The following is a 14855-nucleotide window of genomic DNA, read 5'->3' as shown; positions in this document are numbered from 1 at the left end:
CGTGAAGGCACTCGTGAAGCAGAAGGCCGAGCCCGGGCTCTGGCTGATGGACGTTCCCGAGCCGGTGATCGGCCCCTCGGACGTGCTGATCAAGGTGCTCCGTACCGGAATCTGCGGAACCGACCTGCACATCCGCAACTACGACGGCTGGGCCCAGCAGGCCGTGAAGACGCCGCTCGTCCTCGGCCACGAGTTCGTCGGCGAAGTCGCTGCGATCGGCGCCGACGTCGTCGACATCACCGTTGGTGACCTGGTCAGCGGCGAAGGCCACCTGGTCTGCGGAAAGTGCCGCAACTGTCTGGCCGGACGCCGTCACCTGTGCCGCTCCACCCTCGGACTCGGCGTCGGCCGCGACGGAGCATTCGCCGAGTACGTCGCGCTGCCCGCCTCCAACGTGTGGGTGCACCGGGTCCCCGTCGACCTCGACATCGCCGCGATCTTCGACCCGTTCGGCAACGCCGTGCACACCGCGCTGTCATTCCCGCTGGTCGGCGAGGACGTCCTGATCACCGGCGCCGGCCCGATCGGCATCATGGCCGCAGCCGTCGCCAAGCACGCGGGCGCCCGCAACGTCGTCATCACCGACGTCAGTGAGGCCCGGCTCGACCTGGCCCGGAAGGTCGGCGTCAGCCTCGCCCTCAACGTCGGCGAGCAGCCCATCGCCGACGGCCAGCAGAAGCTCGGCCTGCGCGAGGGCTTCGACATCGGCCTGGAGATGTCCGGCCGTCCCGAGGCCATGCGCGACATGATCGCGAACATGACGCACGGCGGACGGATCGCCATGCTCGGACTGCCGTCCGAGGAGTTCGCCGTCGACTGGTCGCGCATCGTCACCTCGATGATCACGATCAAGGGGATCTACGGGCGCGAGATGTACGAGACCTGGTACGCCATGTCCGTACTGCTGGAGGGCGGCCTCGACCTTGCCCCGGTGATCACCGGACGGTACGGCTACCGCGACTTCGAGGCGGCCTTCGACGACGCGGCGAGCGGACTCGGCGGCAAGGTCATCCTCGACTGGACCTCCTGACCCCCCTGTATCCAGCTATCGAGCCGGGAGACACCCCTCATGTTCGACTCCGTACGCGACGACATGCGCATCACCCTCGACGAGATCAAGGCCGCCGGACTCCACAAGCCCGAGCGCGTGATCGGCACCCCGCAGTCCGCGACCGTCGCCGTCACCGCCGGTGGCCGCCCCGGTGAGGTGCTCAACTTCTGCGCCAACAACTACCTGGGCCTCGCCGACCACCCCGACGTGATCGCCGCCGCCCACGACGCGCTGGACCGCTGGGGCTACGGGATGGCCTCGGTCCGCTTCATCTGCGGCACCCAGGAGGTCCACAAGGAGCTGGAGCAGCGGCTCTCGTCGTTCCTCGGCCAGGAGGACACGATCCTCTACTCCTCCTGCTTCGACGCCAACGGCGGTGTCTTCGAGACCGTCCTCGGCCCGGAGGACGCGGTCATCTCCGACGCCCTCAACCACGCCTCCATCATCGACGGCATCCGCCTCTCCAAGGCCAAGCGGTTCCGCTACGCCAACCGCGACATGGACGACCTGGAGAAGCAGCTCAAGGAGGCGTCCGACGCCCGGCGCCGGCTCATCGTCACCGACGGCGTGTTCTCCATGGACGGCTACGTAGCTCCGCTGCGCGAGATCTGCGACCTGGCCGACCGGTACGACGCCATGGTCATGGTCGACGACTCGCACGCCGTCGGCTTCGTCGGCCCCGGCGGCCGCGGCACCCCCGAGCTGCACGACGTCATGGACCGTGTCGACATCATCACCGGCACCCTCGGCAAGGCGCTCGGCGGTGCGTCCGGCGGCTATGTCGCGGCCCGCGCCGAGATCGTCGCGCTGCTGCGCCAGCGGTCCCGCCCGTACCTCTTCTCCAACTCCCTCGCCCCGGTGATCGCGGCGGCCTCGCTGAAGGTCATCGACCTGCTGGAGTCCGCCGGTGACCTGCGCGAGCGGCTCAACGCCAACACCGCGCTCTTCCGTAGCCGGATGACCGAGGAAGGCTTCGACATCCTGCCCGGCGACCACGCCATCGCCCCCGTCATGATCGGGGACGCGGCGAAGGCAGGCCGGATGGCGGAGCTGCTCCTGGAGCGCGGTGTGTATGTGATCGGGTTCTCGTACCCGGTGGTCCCGCAGGGCGCGGCACGCATCCGCGTGCAGCTGTCCGCCGCGCACTCCACGGACGATGTGAACCGTGCGGTGGACGCGTTCGTCGACGCGCGGGCCGCGCTGGGCGAGTAGGACCCGGCAGGAGGTCCGGGACCGTCCGGTCCCGGGGCCGGGACAACCTGCGGGACCTGGGACAATAGATCGCATGATCGATGCACGGCGGCTGCGTATTCTCCGTGCGGTGGCCGACCACCGCACCGTGACTGCGGCAGCCGCCGCGCTGTATCTGACGCCGTCCGCCGTCTCCCAGCAACTCGCCGCGCTGGAACAGGAGACCGGCCACCGGCTGGTCGACCGCAGCGCCCGGGGCGTCCGGCTCACCGCCGCCGGCGAGATCCTGCTGACCCACACCAACGCGGTCCTCGCCCAGCTGGAACGGGCGGAGGCCGAGCTTGCGGCGTACAGCTCGGGGGACGCCGGTACCGTCACGGTCGCCGCGTTCGCCACGGGCATCGGCCTGGTGCTCGCCCCCGCGATCGCAGAGCTGACGCTGACCGCCCCCGGTATCCGGGTCCGGGTCCAGGACGCGGAGGGCGATGCGAGCGTGCCGATGGTGCTCGACCGGCAGGTGGATGTGGCGGTCGCCGTCGAATACCGGGGTGCGCCCGACGAGGACGACCGGCGGCTGACCCGGGTACCGCTGTACTCGGAGCCGTTCGACGCGGTGCTGCCGGTGGGGCACCGGCTGGCCGACCGGGACCAGGTGACGATCGCGGACCTGGAGAAGGACCCGTGGATCGGTCAGTATCCCGGCAACCCCTGCCATGACGTGGTGGTCCTGGCCTGCGAATTCGCCGGCTTCCAGCCGAGACTCGAGCACTCCTCGGACGACTTCCGGGCGGTGGTGGCGCTGGCCGGGGCAGGGGCCGGAGTGGCACTGGTGCCGAGGTGGGCGCTGCGCGGGATGGAACTTGCGGGGGTGGTGGTGCGGCCGGTGGAGGGCAGCGCACCGACCCGACGGGTGTTCGCAGCGGTACGGCACGGGGCGGAGGGTCACCCCCTGATCAGACCCGTGCTCGAGGCTTTGCGGGGGGCGGCAGTGCGGTTGCCTGCGGGGTGAGGGCGGTGCGCCTGCGGCGGGCTCAGTCCCCGATCGCCGGACGGGCTTGAACCGCGCCGGCATGCGTTGTCGGCCTGTCGGCCCGCCACTTTGTGCGCTTCGTCAATGCATGCCTCCGCCTCGCCGCGCAGGACACGGTCCGAGGGCTTTTGAAGCCCTCAGGGGGCCGGCAGCGGAAACAGCATGCAGGTACTGGTGGCGTGAGCGAGAAGGCGATCCGCCTCGTCGAGAAGCCGGGCCTCGGCGAGGGCGGTGCGGCGGCCGCTGCTGACCACGGTGCCGACGGCACGGATCTTGCCGGTGTCGACGGTGATCGGGCGCAGGAACTTCACGGTCAGGTCGAGTGAGGTGTACGCCATGCCTTGCGGCAGGGTGGACTGGACCGCGCAACCGGCCGCCGAGTCCAGCAGGGTTGCGTAGATACCGCCGTGCACGCTGCCGATGGGGTTGTAGTGCTCCTCGCCCGGGACCAGGGAGAACACCGCACGCCCGGGCTCGACCTCGTCGAGGCTGAGGTCCACGGTGGCGCCGACCGGCGGACCGGGCAGCCGTCCGGCGGCGATGTCGCGCAGGAATTCCAGACCTGTGCCCCGCCCGACGGCTGCCGCCGAGATCGCCGGATCTTCCCACTCGTACGTACGTGACCGTCCCATGCGGCTGAGCCTCCTCGCCTGACTTCGTCCTACGAAGTTAGCTAGAGAGGCAGCTGGCTGTCAATGTCGAAGCCAGGCGGGCTACCATGACGGGATGAAGTGGCTGGAGATGAGCACGGAGAACTGCACGGTCCAGCGCACCCTCGATGTGGTCGGCGAGAAGTGGACGCTGCTGATCCTGCGTGATGCCTTCAACGGAGTGCGCCGCTTCGACGACTTCCGCCGCCATGTGGGGCTCTCGGAGGCGGTCCTGGCGGGCCGGCTCCGTAAGCTGGTCGCGGCCGGGATCCTGCAGACCGTCCCGTATCGGGAGCAGGGCAGCCGGACCCGGAACGAATATCGCCTGACCCGCAAGGGCCGGGACCTGTGGCCCGTTCTCGTGGCGCTCAGACAGTGGGGCGAGGCCTACGTCGGTGACCCCGAGGGCCCGATCCTGGACATCCGGCACAGCGACTGCGGAGCCCCGGTGCACGTCGTGGTCGAGTGCTCCGGTGAGCATGCCGCGCTCGGCCCGGCCGAGGTCACGGTCCTGCCCGGACCTGGGGCCAGGCCTCACGCCTGAGTGCCTGCGGGCGACTCCTTCACCGTGACACCGGCGCGGGCGGCACTGTCGTACGGGGCGGCTCATGCGGGCTGGAGCAGGTCCCAGCGGTTGCCGTACAGGTCTTCGAAGACCGCGACCGAGCCGTACGGTTCGTGACGCGGCTCCTCCAGGAAACGCACCCCGGCGGCCTGCATCCGGGCATGGTCGGCCGCGAAGTCCTCGGTGTGCAGGAAGAAGCCGACCCGGCCGCCGGTCTGTGAGCCGACGGAGGCCTGCTGGTCCTCGTCCTTGGCGCGGGCCAGCAGCAGCCCCGTGCCCTCCGCCGCGCCGCGTGGCCGGACGACGACCCAGCGGGAGCCGTCCCCGCGGTCGGTGTCCTCCAGGAGTTCGAAGCCGAGGGCGTCCGTGTAGAACGCGATGGCCTCGTCGTAGTCGCGGACGACCAGGGTGACCAGGGCGATGTGTGACATGGCGGTTCCTCGGGGTGCGGAGATCAGTTATACGTAACACTACCGAGGGTGCCGCTCGTGCCGGGACAATGCCCCGCATGCACACGAGTGACGTCGGAGAACTGTCGGCCCGCGCCCGCCGGCTCGCCGCCCCCGGCCGCCGCCGCATCCTCGGCATCGCGGGGCCGCCCGGCGCCGGGAAGTCCACGCTCGCCGCACGGCTGGTCGACGGGCTCGACGGGCTCGGCGTCCTCGTCCCGATGGACGGCTTCCACCTCGCCCAGGCCGAACTGGACCGCCTCGGCCGCGCCGGCCGCAAGGGCGCCCCCGACACCTTCGACGCCGCCGGATACGCCGCCCTGCTCCGACGCCTGCGCACGCCCGGGGAGCGGGGACCCGTCTACACCCCTGCCTTCGACCGCGCTCTGGAGGAACCGATCGCGGGGGCCATTCCCGTACCCCCGGACATCCCGCTCGTCGTCACCGAAGGCAACTACCTCCTCCACGACGACGGGCCGTGGGCTCCGGTGCGCGGACTGCTCGACGAGGTCTGGTTCCTGGATCTCGACCCGGCCGTCGGGGTCCGCAGACTCGTCGACCGCCATGTGCGGTTCGGCAAGCCCCGGCCGTACGCCGAGCGCTGGGTCGCCGAGTCGGACGAGACCAATGCCCGGCTCGTCGACCGTGGCCGGGACCGCGCCGACCTCGTCGTGCGACTGCATCCCGCGGCCTCCTGACCCCCACTCGCGCCCGCCTCCGCCGCCGGGCAGGATGCTGTGTGCCGCATCGCTTCGCCAGGAGGTCCCGCATGTCCAGCCCGAACCAGCCCGTGCCGTTCACCGCCGACGACTACCGGGCGAGGATGGCGCGGGCCGCCGAGTCCGCCGCCGAAGCCGGGCTCGCGGGTGTCCTCGTCGCACCCGGCCCGGATCTCGTCCACCTCACCGGCTACCAGCCCGTGAACACCGAACGCCTCACTCTCCTCGTCCTCAAGGCGGGAGAGGACCCGGTGCTCGTCGTCCCCACCCTGGAGGCGCCGGACGCCGAGCGGGCTGTCGGCTCCCCGGCCCTGACCCTGCGCGACTGGACCGACGGCAAGGACCCGTATGCCGTGGCCGCCCCGCTGCTCGGCGCGGACGGCCGGTTCGGGATCAGCGACAACGCCTGGGCGATGCATCTGCTCGGGCTGCAGCAGTTCCTCCCCGGCACCTCGTACGTCTCCCTCACCGAGGCCCTGCCGATGCTGCGGGCGGTCAAGGATGCGGCCGAACTGGAACGGCTCGCTGCGGCGGGGGCCGCCGCCGACGCCACGTACGAGGAGATCCTGAAGGTCCGCTTCTCCGGCCGCAAGGAGACCGACGTCGCCGCGGATCTCGCCGCACTGCTCAAGCAGTTCGGGCATTCGCAGGTCGACTTCACCGTCGTCGGCTCCGGCCCGAACGGCGCCAACCCGCACCACGAGGCGGGCGACCGCACCATCGAGCGCGGCGACATGGTGGTGCTCGACTTCGGCGGCCTCAAGCACGGCTACGGCTCCGACACCTCCCGCACGGTCCACGTCGGCGAACCCACCGCCGAGGAGCAGCGGGTGCATGACATCGTGCGGGAGGCGCAGGAGGCCGGATGCCGCGCCGTCCGGCCCGGCATCGCCTGCCAGGAGATCGACCGGGCGGCCCGCGCCGTCATCACCGAATTCGGTTACGGCGAGCGCTTCATCCACCGCACCGGCCACGGCATCGGCGTCACCACCCACGAACCTCCGTACATGATCGAGGGTGAGGAGCAGCTGCTGGTGCCCGGGATGTGCTTCTCCGTGGAGCCCGGGATCTATCTGCCGGGCCGGTTCGGTGTGCGCATCGAGGACATCGTGACCGTCACCGACGACGGCGGGCAGCGGCTGAACACCACCGCGCGCGAGCTGGCGATCGTCGAGTAGCTCACGAGCCGCCGCGGTTGCTCAGGCGCTCCAGCGTCGCATACGGATACGGCAGCGGGCGCGCGCTCGCTCCATCGAGCCGCGCCGTCTGCTCGTCCGTCAGTTCCCAGCCCACGGCGCCGAGATTGTCGGTCAGCTGCTCGACGGTACGGGCCCCGATGATCGGGGCGGTGACCCCCGGCCGTCCGAGCAGCCAGCGCAGCGCGACCTGGGCGGGTGTGCGGCCGGCCTCCTCGGCGACGGCGACGACGGCGTCCACGACGCCCCAGGTCTCCTCGTTGTCCCGGCGCCGCCAGTCGTCGCTCCCGTTCTCCTGCCGGACGGCGGCGCGGGAGCCGGCGGGCGCCTCGGTCATGCCGCGCCGGTACTTGCCGGACAGCCAGCCGCCGTCCAGCGGGGACCACGGGATGATCCCGACGCCCTCCTGGACGCTCAGCGGGGCCAGCTCCCACTCCACCTCGCGGTGCAGGAGGTTGTAGAGCGGCTGGAGGCACACGTACGGCGTCCAGTCGCGACGGCGTGCGAGGTCCAGGGACTTCTGAAGCTGGGTGGGGGCAAGGTTGCTCGCGCCGAGGTAGCGGACCTTGCCGGCCTTCACCAGCGTGTCGAGCGTGGTGAGGGTCTCCTCGATCGGCGTCGTCGCGTCCCACAGATGGGTCTGGTACAGGTCGATGTACTCCGTGTTCAGGCAGCGCAGACTCGCCTCGACGGCGGAGAGGATGTGCTTGCGGCTCAGCCCCCCGTCGTTGGCGCCGTCGCCCATCTGACCCCACACCTTGGTCGCGATGACGAGATCGTCGCGGTTGCGGCCCTTCAGCCAGCGGCCGAGAACCTCCTCCGAGCCACCGCGGTCGTACATGTCCGCGGTGTCGATGAAGGTGCCGCCCGCCTCGGTGAACGTGTCGAGGACGCGGTGGGCGGCCGCTTCGTCGCCCGCCCTGGTGAACGTCATGGTGCCCAGGCACAGTTCGCTGACCTGGAGTCCGGTCCTGCCGAGAAATCGCTGCTTCATGGCACCGACCGTACGAGGTGAAGCGCACACGAAGGCAAGAGGCCTCCACGGCCCACGTGTCCTGTTGCGTGTCCCGCACCGCGTCAGTCGTCGGCTAGTACCACGCTCGACTCCGGCGGCAGATGCAGCAGCCCGTCCGCGTCGGGCGCCGCCACCGGCTCCCAGGCGGCCAGCACCCTGCCCATGCCGGTCCGGTTCCGTCCGCCACCGAGCGGGATCGTGGCCGGCTTCTCGTCGAGGTTGACCGCGATCCGCAGATCGCCCCTGCGGTACGCCAGCCAGCGCCCCTGCTCGTCATGGGCGGTCTTCACCGCGGCCAGATCCGGATCCGACAGATCGGGCAGGGTGCGGCGCAGCGCGATCAGTTCGCGGTACCAGGCGTGGAGGCGGGCATGCGGTTCGCGTCCCGGTTCGGTCCAGTCCAGGCAGGAGCGGCTGCGGGTGGCGGGGTCCTGCGGGTCAGGGATGTCGTCCGCCGCCCAGCCGTGCGCCGCGAACTCCCGCCGCCTCCCGTTGCGCACCGCCTCGGCGAGCGCCGGGTCGGTGTGGTCGGTGAAGAACTGCCAGGGGGTGCGGGCACCCCACTCCTCGCCCATGAAGAGCATCGGGGTGAACGGGCTGGTCAGCACCAGTGCCGCCGCGCAGGCCAGCAGACCGGGGGAGAGCGTGGCGGACAGGCGGTCGCCGAGCGCCCGGTTGCCGATCTGGTCATGGGTCTGCGCATAGCCGACGAAGCGGGTGGCCGGGGTGCGGACGGTATCGACGGGGCGGCCGTGTGTGCGGCCGCGAAAGCCGGAGTACGTGCCGTTGTGGAAGAAGGCACTCGTCATGGTCTTGGCGAGGGCGGCCAGTGGGGCGGTGGCGAAGTCGGCGTAGTAGCCCTGGGACTCGCCGGTCAGGGCCGTGTGCAGGGCGTGGTGGAAGTCGTCGTTCCACTGGGCGTGCAGACCGATCCCGCCCGCCGCGCGAGGTGTCGTGGTACGCGGGTCGCAGAGGTCGGACTCGGCGATCAGGGTCAGCGGACGGCCGAGTTCCGCGGCGAGTGCGTCGACTGCCGCGGACAGCTCCTCCAGGAAGGTGAGGGCCCGGTTGTCGGCGAGGGCGTGGACCGCGTCGAGCCGCAGCCCGTCGAGCCGGTAGTCGCGCAGCCAGCCGCGCGCACTGCCGAGCAGATAGGCGCGGACTTCGTCCGAGCCTGCGGCGTCGAGGTTGACGGCGGTGCCCCACGGCGTGTGATGGGTCTCGGTGAAGTACGGACCGTATGCCGGGAGGTAGTTGCCGGACGGACCCAGGTGGTTGTGGACCACGTCGAGGACCACCGCAAGACCGAGCCCGTGCGCCGTGTCGACAAAGCGCTTCAGTCCGTCCGGGCCGCCGTACGGTTCATGCACGGCCCACAGCGACACCCCCTCGTACCCCCACCCATGGGTGCCGGGAAACGGGCAGACGGGCATCAGCGACACATGCGTGATGCCCAGCTCGGCGAGGTGCGGCAGGCGCGCCGCGGCGGCGTCGAACGTGCCATCCTCGGTGTACGTACCGATGTGCAGCTCGTACAGGACGGCGCCCGGCAGCCCGCGCCCCGTCCACGCGGTGCGCCAGGGGTATGCCTCCTGGTCGACGACGGCGCTCTCGCGGTCCGGGCCGTCGGGCTGGCGGCGCGAACGCGGGTCGGGCAGCACGGGGCCGTCGTCGAGTACGAAGCCGTACCGGTCGCCGTCCGCGGCCTCCGCCTCGGCCGTCCACCAGCCCGCCCGCACCCCGTCACGCTCCATCGGCCGCAGCGCGCCCGCCAGCCGCAGGCCGACCGAGTCCGCCTCAGGTGCCCATACCTCGAACAGCATGCATCGCTCCTCGTCTCGTCGCCTCGGCCCCATGGTCGGCAGAAGTCGCGATCACCGGCCCACGACACTGGATCGAGCCCATTACTGGCGATTAAGGTCTGGTTCTGATCATTGCCCTGCCAGGTTCTGCTCATACATACGGCTGCTGGAGGCCGAGATGACTGTGCCGACGTTCCCGCCGGGATTCCTCTGGGGAGCCTCCGCCTCCGCGTTTCAGACCGAAGGAGCGGCCGACACCGACGGCAAAGGCCCCTCGGGCTGGGACGCCTTCGCCGCCCAGCCGGGACGGATCAAGGACGGCACCGATACCACCCGCGGCACCGGCTTCCACGAGCACTACCGCGAGGACGTCGCCCTGCTGGCCGGTCTCGGCGCCGACGCCTTCCGGTTCTCCGTCAGCTGGCCGCGCGTGGTGCCGGGCGGCAGCGGATCCGTCAACCCGGCGGGGCTCGACTTCTACGACCGGCTCGTCGACGAACTCTGCGCCCACGGCATCACCCCGGCCCCCACCCTCTACCACTGGGACACCCCGCTGCCGCTCGACGAGGCGGGCGGCTGGCTGAACCGGGACACCGCCTACCGCTTCGCCGAGTACGCAGGCATCGTCGCCGAGCGGCTCGCCGACCGCGTACCCATGTGGATCACCATCAACGAACCCGCCGAAGTGACCATGCTCGGCTATGCGTTGGGCGAGCACGCCCCGGGGCGCACCCTCCTCTTCGACGCGCTGCCCGCCGCCCACCACCAGCTCCTCGCCCACGGTCTGGGCGTCCGTGCGCTGCGGGCGGCCGGCGCCACCGACATCGGCGTCGCCGTCTCGCACACCCCCGTCTGGACCGCGGGGGAGTCGGAGGAGGACCGGTTCGGCGCCGAGCTGTACGACACCCTCACCAACTGGATGTTCGCCGACCCGATCCTCACCGGACGCTACCCCGACGAGAACTTCGCCGCGCTGATGCCGGGACCGGTCGAGGACGACCTCAGGACGATCTCCACCCCGCTCGACTGGTACGGGGTCAACTACTACAACCCCACTCTCGTCGGCGCCCCCAGGGCGGACGCCCTCGAAACGTTCTCCGGCTTCGAGATGCCCGCCGAACTCCCCTTCGGCATCCGCGAGATCGAGGGATACGAGAAGACCGACTTCGGCTGGCCCGTCGTCCCCGACGGACTGCGCGAAACCCTCGTCCAGCTGCAGGCCCGCTACGGCGACCGGCTCCCTCCTCTGTACATCACCGAGAACGGCTGCGCCGTCGACGAGGCCGTGACCGACACCCGTCGGATCGCCTTCCTCGAAGGCCACCTGGGCGCGCTGCGCACGGCGATCGATGAAGGCGTCGACGTCCGCGGCTATTTCACCTGGTCACTGACCGACAACGTCGAGTGGATCGAGGGCGCCAGCAAGCGCTTCGGCCTCGTCCACATCGACTACGAGACGCTGCGCCGGACCCCCAAGGAGTCGTACGCCTGGTACCGCGACGTCATCCGCAGCCAGAAGGCCGCACGGCCCGCGGCCTCAGCGGACTGACCTGATCCGCCACACCAGCACCCCGCCCACCACTGTCACCACGGTGGACGCCAGATACAGCCCCGCGTAGCCACCCGCGTACGCCACGATCGGCGCGGCCAGTGCCGGACCGAGCACCTGGGGCGCGGAGTTGGCGACATTGATCACCCCCAGGTCCTTCGCCCGGTTCTCGGCCGCGGGCAGGACCTGGGTGATCAGCGCCTGGTCGACCGCCACATAGATCCCGTAGCCGAGCCCGAGCAGCACCGCCGCGCCCATCGCCACCGGCCAGGTGTGCCAGAACGTCAGCAGCAGCGAACCCACCGCCATCACCATCGAACAGACGCTGACCATCATCTTCCGCTTGCCCAGCCGGTCCGAGACGATGCCACCCGCCACCGCCGTCGCGACGACACCGCCGGTGTAGAGCAGCGTCAGATACAGCACACCCATGTCCGGGTCCGGGTAATGCACCGCGTCCTTGAGGAAATACAGCAGATACAGCGTGCCGATCGCATTGCCCAGCTGGACGAGGAACCGGGTCAGCCACGCCCAGCCGAAGTCCGGATGCAGCCGCGGACTCACCCAGAAGTCCTTCAGCCGCACCGCGGACCCCGGCACCCCGGGCACCGCCGGATCGCGGGCCAGCAGCACGAACGGCAGCGCACACAGCACCACCAGCCCCGCCAGCATCAGATACCCCGAGGCGATCCCGGTGACCACCACCGACACCAGCAGCACGCCGAGGACCAGCCCCAGCGTCTGCGGTATCCCGATGAAGCCGGACACCGCCGCGCGCTGCCGCACCGGCACCTGGTCCGGCACCACCGCATTCGTGCCCGCCAGCATCGCGTTCAGCCCGAGCTGTGCCAGACACCAGCCGAGCGCCACCCCGGCCACGGTCGTCTGCGCCGCCGTCACCACCAGGCCGGCCGCGCCCACCAGCGCCCCGCCCACGATCCACGGGTGACGGCGCCCGAACCTCCCGCCCGTACGGTCCGACAGCGCACCGGCGACCGGGTTGGCGACCACCGCGACCAGCGCCCCGACACCGGTCGCCCAGCCGAGCGCCACCTCCTTGCCGGACGTCGTCAGATCGTCGATCTGTTCGGCCAGCAGCACCTGGATCGGGGTGAGGAAAGCCATGTACAGACCCAGGTTGGCCAGCACCAGACCACTGATCCAGCCGCCGCCGACGCGGGACTGCGGTTCCGTTCGGGTGTCGTCCACGGTCATCGGCCGCTCGCCATCAGCTCGGTGGTGCGCGTAGCCATCACGGTCGGAGATGCCCCGGAGGTGCCCGGATCCTACGAACGCCCCCCTGCGCGATCAATACCTCGCGCTATGGTTGCTTCCTCCTTCCTCAGCGGCACCGCGCTGACCGCACTGGTGACCGGGACGGCGGCCGCAGGCGGCAACCCGCTGCCCGATGTGGGGCCGCGCGGCGAGGATGCGGCCATCCCCGCCGCGCAGCAGCTCCGTCTCGACCGGCCGGCGGAGCTCACCCGGAACCTCACACCAGATGGATGCGTTCCTGGATGACCCGATGGCCGGCCCGGGCGAACGCGGCCGCCATCGGCGCATTGCCCCGGTCGGTGGCGCCCGCGATGAACGCGGCTCCCTCGGCCGCCAGGAAGTGCGTGCACTCCACGAGCAGGTCGTACCCGTAGCCGTGGCCACGCTGTTCGGGTACGACGCCGATGAAGCCGATGCACGGACCGGCCGGGTTACGGGCCGGCACATGGATGCCGGCCAGCTCGCCGGCAGGGGTGTACGCCAGCTGCCACCACGAGCGCGGCGAGGGGCACCAGCGGAAGAAGTCGAGCTCCTCCTGCGCCGCCTGCTCCAGTCCGCCGGGGCCGTCGACGGCCCGCCGGGCATGCGCGTCCAGCGTGACGGAGTGGACCCGGCGCAGCACGTCCAGGATCACCGCGTCATCGGGCTCCGGGCGGAACGCGAGCCGGCCGGGCCGCTCGGGCAGCCCGCACTCCGGCGTCCACTCGTACCGGTACCGCTCCACCAGCGGCTTCAGACCGGCCGCGCGGGCGGCGGCGATCCTCGACCCGGCGGCGGCCGTGACATCGGACCGCTCCCGCCAGTCGGCGGGAAGCGTCAGTTCGTACTCGGCGTACAGCGGTGCGCGGCGGAGCAGTTCGGTGCCCGCCTCGTCCTCGCCGTCGGCGAAGTCGAACCAGTTGAGCGTCACCGGCTCGGTGTCGTCGGGCCCCGACCACCAGGCGGCCCTGGCCACGACGACACCGTCGCGCAGAGCGATCCAGGTCCACTCGGGGCGGTACTCGCCGCCCTCGCGCACCGTGGCATAGGCGTGGCCGAAGGCGGCGCGGCCGACGAGATCGAGGTCCTGCAGCGTGCGGAAAAGATGTGCGTCGCTCTCGGTGAGCGCGCGAACGACCAGATCGGTCATGGGAAAAGTCCTCCGGAAGAAGCGATGCGCTCCCGGTCAGACCGAAACCGAAACCGCCCGGCGAACGGGACGGGAGCGCGGGAATGAAGTGGTACTGGTACGCACTGTTCTCGCCTCCTTCCTCGATCCTCGAGCGGGCGACCACCGTAACCGGCCCCGCGCCGCACGGTCCACCGATTAACGCCGCGTTCTCTTTCAAGGCCTCAAGGCCTCAAGGTGTTATGGCGCATCCCAGATCATGTTGAACGCGCGCTCGAAGTTGACGTACCCCAGGCGCTCGAACGACTTCGCCATCGGCGCATTGCCGAGGTCCGTCGCGGCCCGGATCCGCTCCACGCCGTCCTGTGCGGCGAGCACCCGCGTGCCCTCGGCGAGCAGCTCGTCGATATGGCCGCGACCGCGCTGCGCCGGCAGCACACCGATATACGCGATGATCGGGTTGTAGCTGTTGCGGGCCGGGATCACGAAGCCGACCGGCTCACCACCGGGGAGCTCGGCGATCCGCCACCACTCCCGCGGGGTGGTGTACTGCGCGAGCTCCTCGTCGTAGTGCTTCTCCGCCGCCTTGCGCGCGGACAGGCCCGACGCGAGGTCCTCCTGGCCGTGCGCGTCGAGGGTGCCCTCCATCACCGGGGTCATCAGTGCGAGCAGATCCTCACGCCCGGCCACCGGACGGAACCGCAGCCGGCCGGTGTCGGCGGGCACCGGCGTACCGGCCCGCCACTCCAGGCGCAGCCGCTCGACCAGCATCCGCGCACCGGTGCGCTCCATCACCCGGATCCGGGCCTCGACGACGTCGCGGGCCACCGGGTCCTCGCGCCAGTGGGGCGGTACGAAACGTCCGTACTCCGGCCTCGGGGCACCGGTGGGAACGACGGCCGCGGTCGCCGCCACCAGCAGCCGCACACCCGTCTCGGTCCGCTCGGGCTCAGGCATCGTGTCGTCGACGTCGAAGAAGTCGAGCGCCAGCGGTATGTCCCCGCCCTGGCTCCACCAGCCGGCCCGCGCCACCACCCGGTCGCCGCGCAGCGCCACCCACAGCCACTCGGGGCGTCGGCGGCCGACGGCGAGGTCGTCGGCCAGTTCGTGGTCGAGGACGTACGACAGGCGGCGGAAGAGCCCGAGTTCGTCGGGCCCGGTGAGCGGACGGACAGTCAGCTCCAGTGGTGCAGGGGTCACCAAGTCTCCATGTCTCCTTGAGGCGTGCCGGCCAACCGGTGCTCAGCGCACGGCA

Annotated in this window: 15 protein-coding genes; 8 read left to right on the top strand and 7 right to left on the bottom strand. The window is 70.9% G+C overall.

Features of this window, described 5'->3' with window-relative positions; all coding sequences use genetic code 11:
• Position 1: 1 nt before the first annotated feature.
• The 3 genes from tdh (at position 2) to ABZV38_RS10270 (ending at position 3251) form a co-directional block, all read left to right on the top strand.
• The gene (gene tdh, locus ABZV38_RS10280; RefSeq protein WP_356326341.1) at positions 2-1030 is read left to right on the top strand and encodes an L-threonine 3-dehydrogenase; all 1029 of its coding nucleotides are present in this window, start codon (positions 2-4) and stop codon (positions 1028-1030) included.
• Between the two features lie 39 nt (positions 1031-1069).
• The gene (locus tag ABZV38_RS10275; RefSeq protein ID WP_356326340.1) at positions 1070-2263 is read left to right on the top strand and encodes a glycine C-acetyltransferase; all 1194 of its coding nucleotides are present in this window, start codon (positions 1070-1072) and stop codon (positions 2261-2263) included.
• Positions 2264-2336: 73 nt separating this feature from the next.
• Positions 2337-3251, top strand: a complete 915-nt coding sequence (locus ABZV38_RS10270) for a LysR family transcriptional regulator (RefSeq protein ID WP_356326339.1) — start codon at positions 2337-2339, stop codon at positions 3249-3251.
• A 158-nt stretch (positions 3252-3409) separates the two neighbouring features.
• Here the strand turns inward: ABZV38_RS10270 and ABZV38_RS10265 are convergent, their stop codons facing one another.
• Positions 3410-3904: a PaaI family thioesterase gene (locus ABZV38_RS10265; protein ID WP_356326338.1), complete on the bottom strand. Its 495-nt coding sequence runs from the start codon at positions 3902-3904 to the stop codon at positions 3410-3412.
• Positions 3905-3998: 94 nt separating this feature from the next.
• Here ABZV38_RS10265 and ABZV38_RS10260 point away from each other — a divergent pair, with 94 nt between their 5' ends.
• Positions 3999-4466: a helix-turn-helix domain-containing protein gene (locus ABZV38_RS10260; RefSeq protein WP_356326337.1), complete on the top strand. Its 468-nt coding sequence runs from the start codon at positions 3999-4001 to the stop codon at positions 4464-4466.
• A gap of 62 nt (positions 4467-4528) precedes the next feature.
• On the opposite strand, the gene ABZV38_RS10255 is transcribed toward ABZV38_RS10260, so the two are convergent.
• A complete protein-coding gene (locus tag ABZV38_RS10255) occupies positions 4529-4918 on the bottom strand; it encodes a VOC family protein (RefSeq protein ID WP_356326336.1) in 390 nt (129 codons plus the stop codon).
• Positions 4919-4995: 77 nt separating this feature from the next.
• Between ABZV38_RS10255 and ABZV38_RS10250 the strand changes: the two genes are divergently transcribed.
• Positions 4996-5634 (top strand): nucleoside/nucleotide kinase family protein, encoded by a 639-nt coding sequence (locus ABZV38_RS10250; RefSeq protein WP_356326335.1) that lies wholly within the window; start codon positions 4996-4998, stop codon positions 5632-5634.
• Positions 5635-5705: 71 nt separating this feature from the next.
• Complete coding sequence (locus tag ABZV38_RS10245) at positions 5706-6833, top strand: aminopeptidase P family protein (RefSeq protein WP_356326334.1); 1128 nt, start codon at positions 5706-5708, stop codon at positions 6831-6833.
• Position 6834: 1 nt separating this feature from the next.
• On the opposite strand, the gene ABZV38_RS10240 is transcribed toward ABZV38_RS10245, so the two are convergent.
• Positions 6835-7845 carry an aldo/keto reductase gene (locus tag ABZV38_RS10240; RefSeq protein WP_356326333.1) on the bottom strand — a complete coding sequence of 337 codons (1011 nt, stop codon included), beginning with the start codon at positions 7843-7845 and terminating at the stop codon, positions 6835-6837.
• Positions 7846-7928: 83 nt separating this feature from the next.
• Positions 7929-9689: a malto-oligosyltrehalose trehalohydrolase gene (treZ, locus tag ABZV38_RS10235; RefSeq protein WP_356326332.1), complete on the bottom strand. Its 1761-nt coding sequence runs from the start codon at positions 9687-9689 to the stop codon at positions 7929-7931.
• 157 nt (positions 9690-9846) lie between these two features.
• On the opposite strand from treZ, the gene ABZV38_RS10230 reads away from it, so the two are divergent.
• On the top strand, positions 9847-11217 hold the full coding sequence (locus ABZV38_RS10230) for a GH1 family beta-glucosidase (protein ID WP_356326330.1): 1371 nt from the start codon (positions 9847-9849) through the stop codon (positions 11215-11217).
• Here the strand turns inward: ABZV38_RS10230 and ABZV38_RS10225 are convergent.
• Positions 11206-12432, bottom strand: a complete 1227-nt coding sequence (locus ABZV38_RS10225) for an MFS transporter (RefSeq protein WP_356326329.1) — start codon at positions 12430-12432, stop codon at positions 11206-11208. The genes ABZV38_RS10230 and ABZV38_RS10225 overlap by 12 nt on opposite strands.
• A gap of 108 nt (positions 12433-12540) precedes the next feature.
• Here ABZV38_RS10225 and ABZV38_RS10220 point away from each other — a divergent pair, with 108 nt between their 5' ends.
• Positions 12541-12738, top strand: a complete 198-nt coding sequence (locus ABZV38_RS10220; RefSeq protein WP_356326328.1) for a hypothetical protein — start codon at positions 12541-12543, stop codon at positions 12736-12738.
• Here ABZV38_RS10220 and ABZV38_RS10215 read toward each other — a convergent pair.
• A complete protein-coding gene (locus tag ABZV38_RS10215; RefSeq protein ID WP_356326326.1) occupies positions 12710-13621 on the bottom strand; it encodes a GNAT family N-acetyltransferase in 912 nt (303 codons plus the stop codon). The two genes, ABZV38_RS10220 and ABZV38_RS10215, sit on opposite strands and share 29 nt — an antisense overlap.
• Positions 13622-13840: 219 nt before the next feature.
• The gene (locus tag ABZV38_RS10210) at positions 13841-14800 is read right to left on the bottom strand and encodes a GNAT family N-acetyltransferase (protein WP_356326325.1); all 960 of its coding nucleotides are present in this window, start codon (positions 14798-14800) and stop codon (positions 13841-13843) included.
• Positions 14801-14855: the final 55 nt, after the last annotated feature.

It is taken from the genome of Streptomyces sp. NPDC005181 (genome assembly GCF_040608395.1).
Taxonomy (GTDB): Bacteria; Actinomycetota; Actinomycetes; order Streptomycetales; family Streptomycetaceae; genus Streptomyces.
The sequence above is the reverse complement of the archived record's forward strand: the minus strand, read 5'-3'. Positions and strand labels throughout refer to the sequence as shown.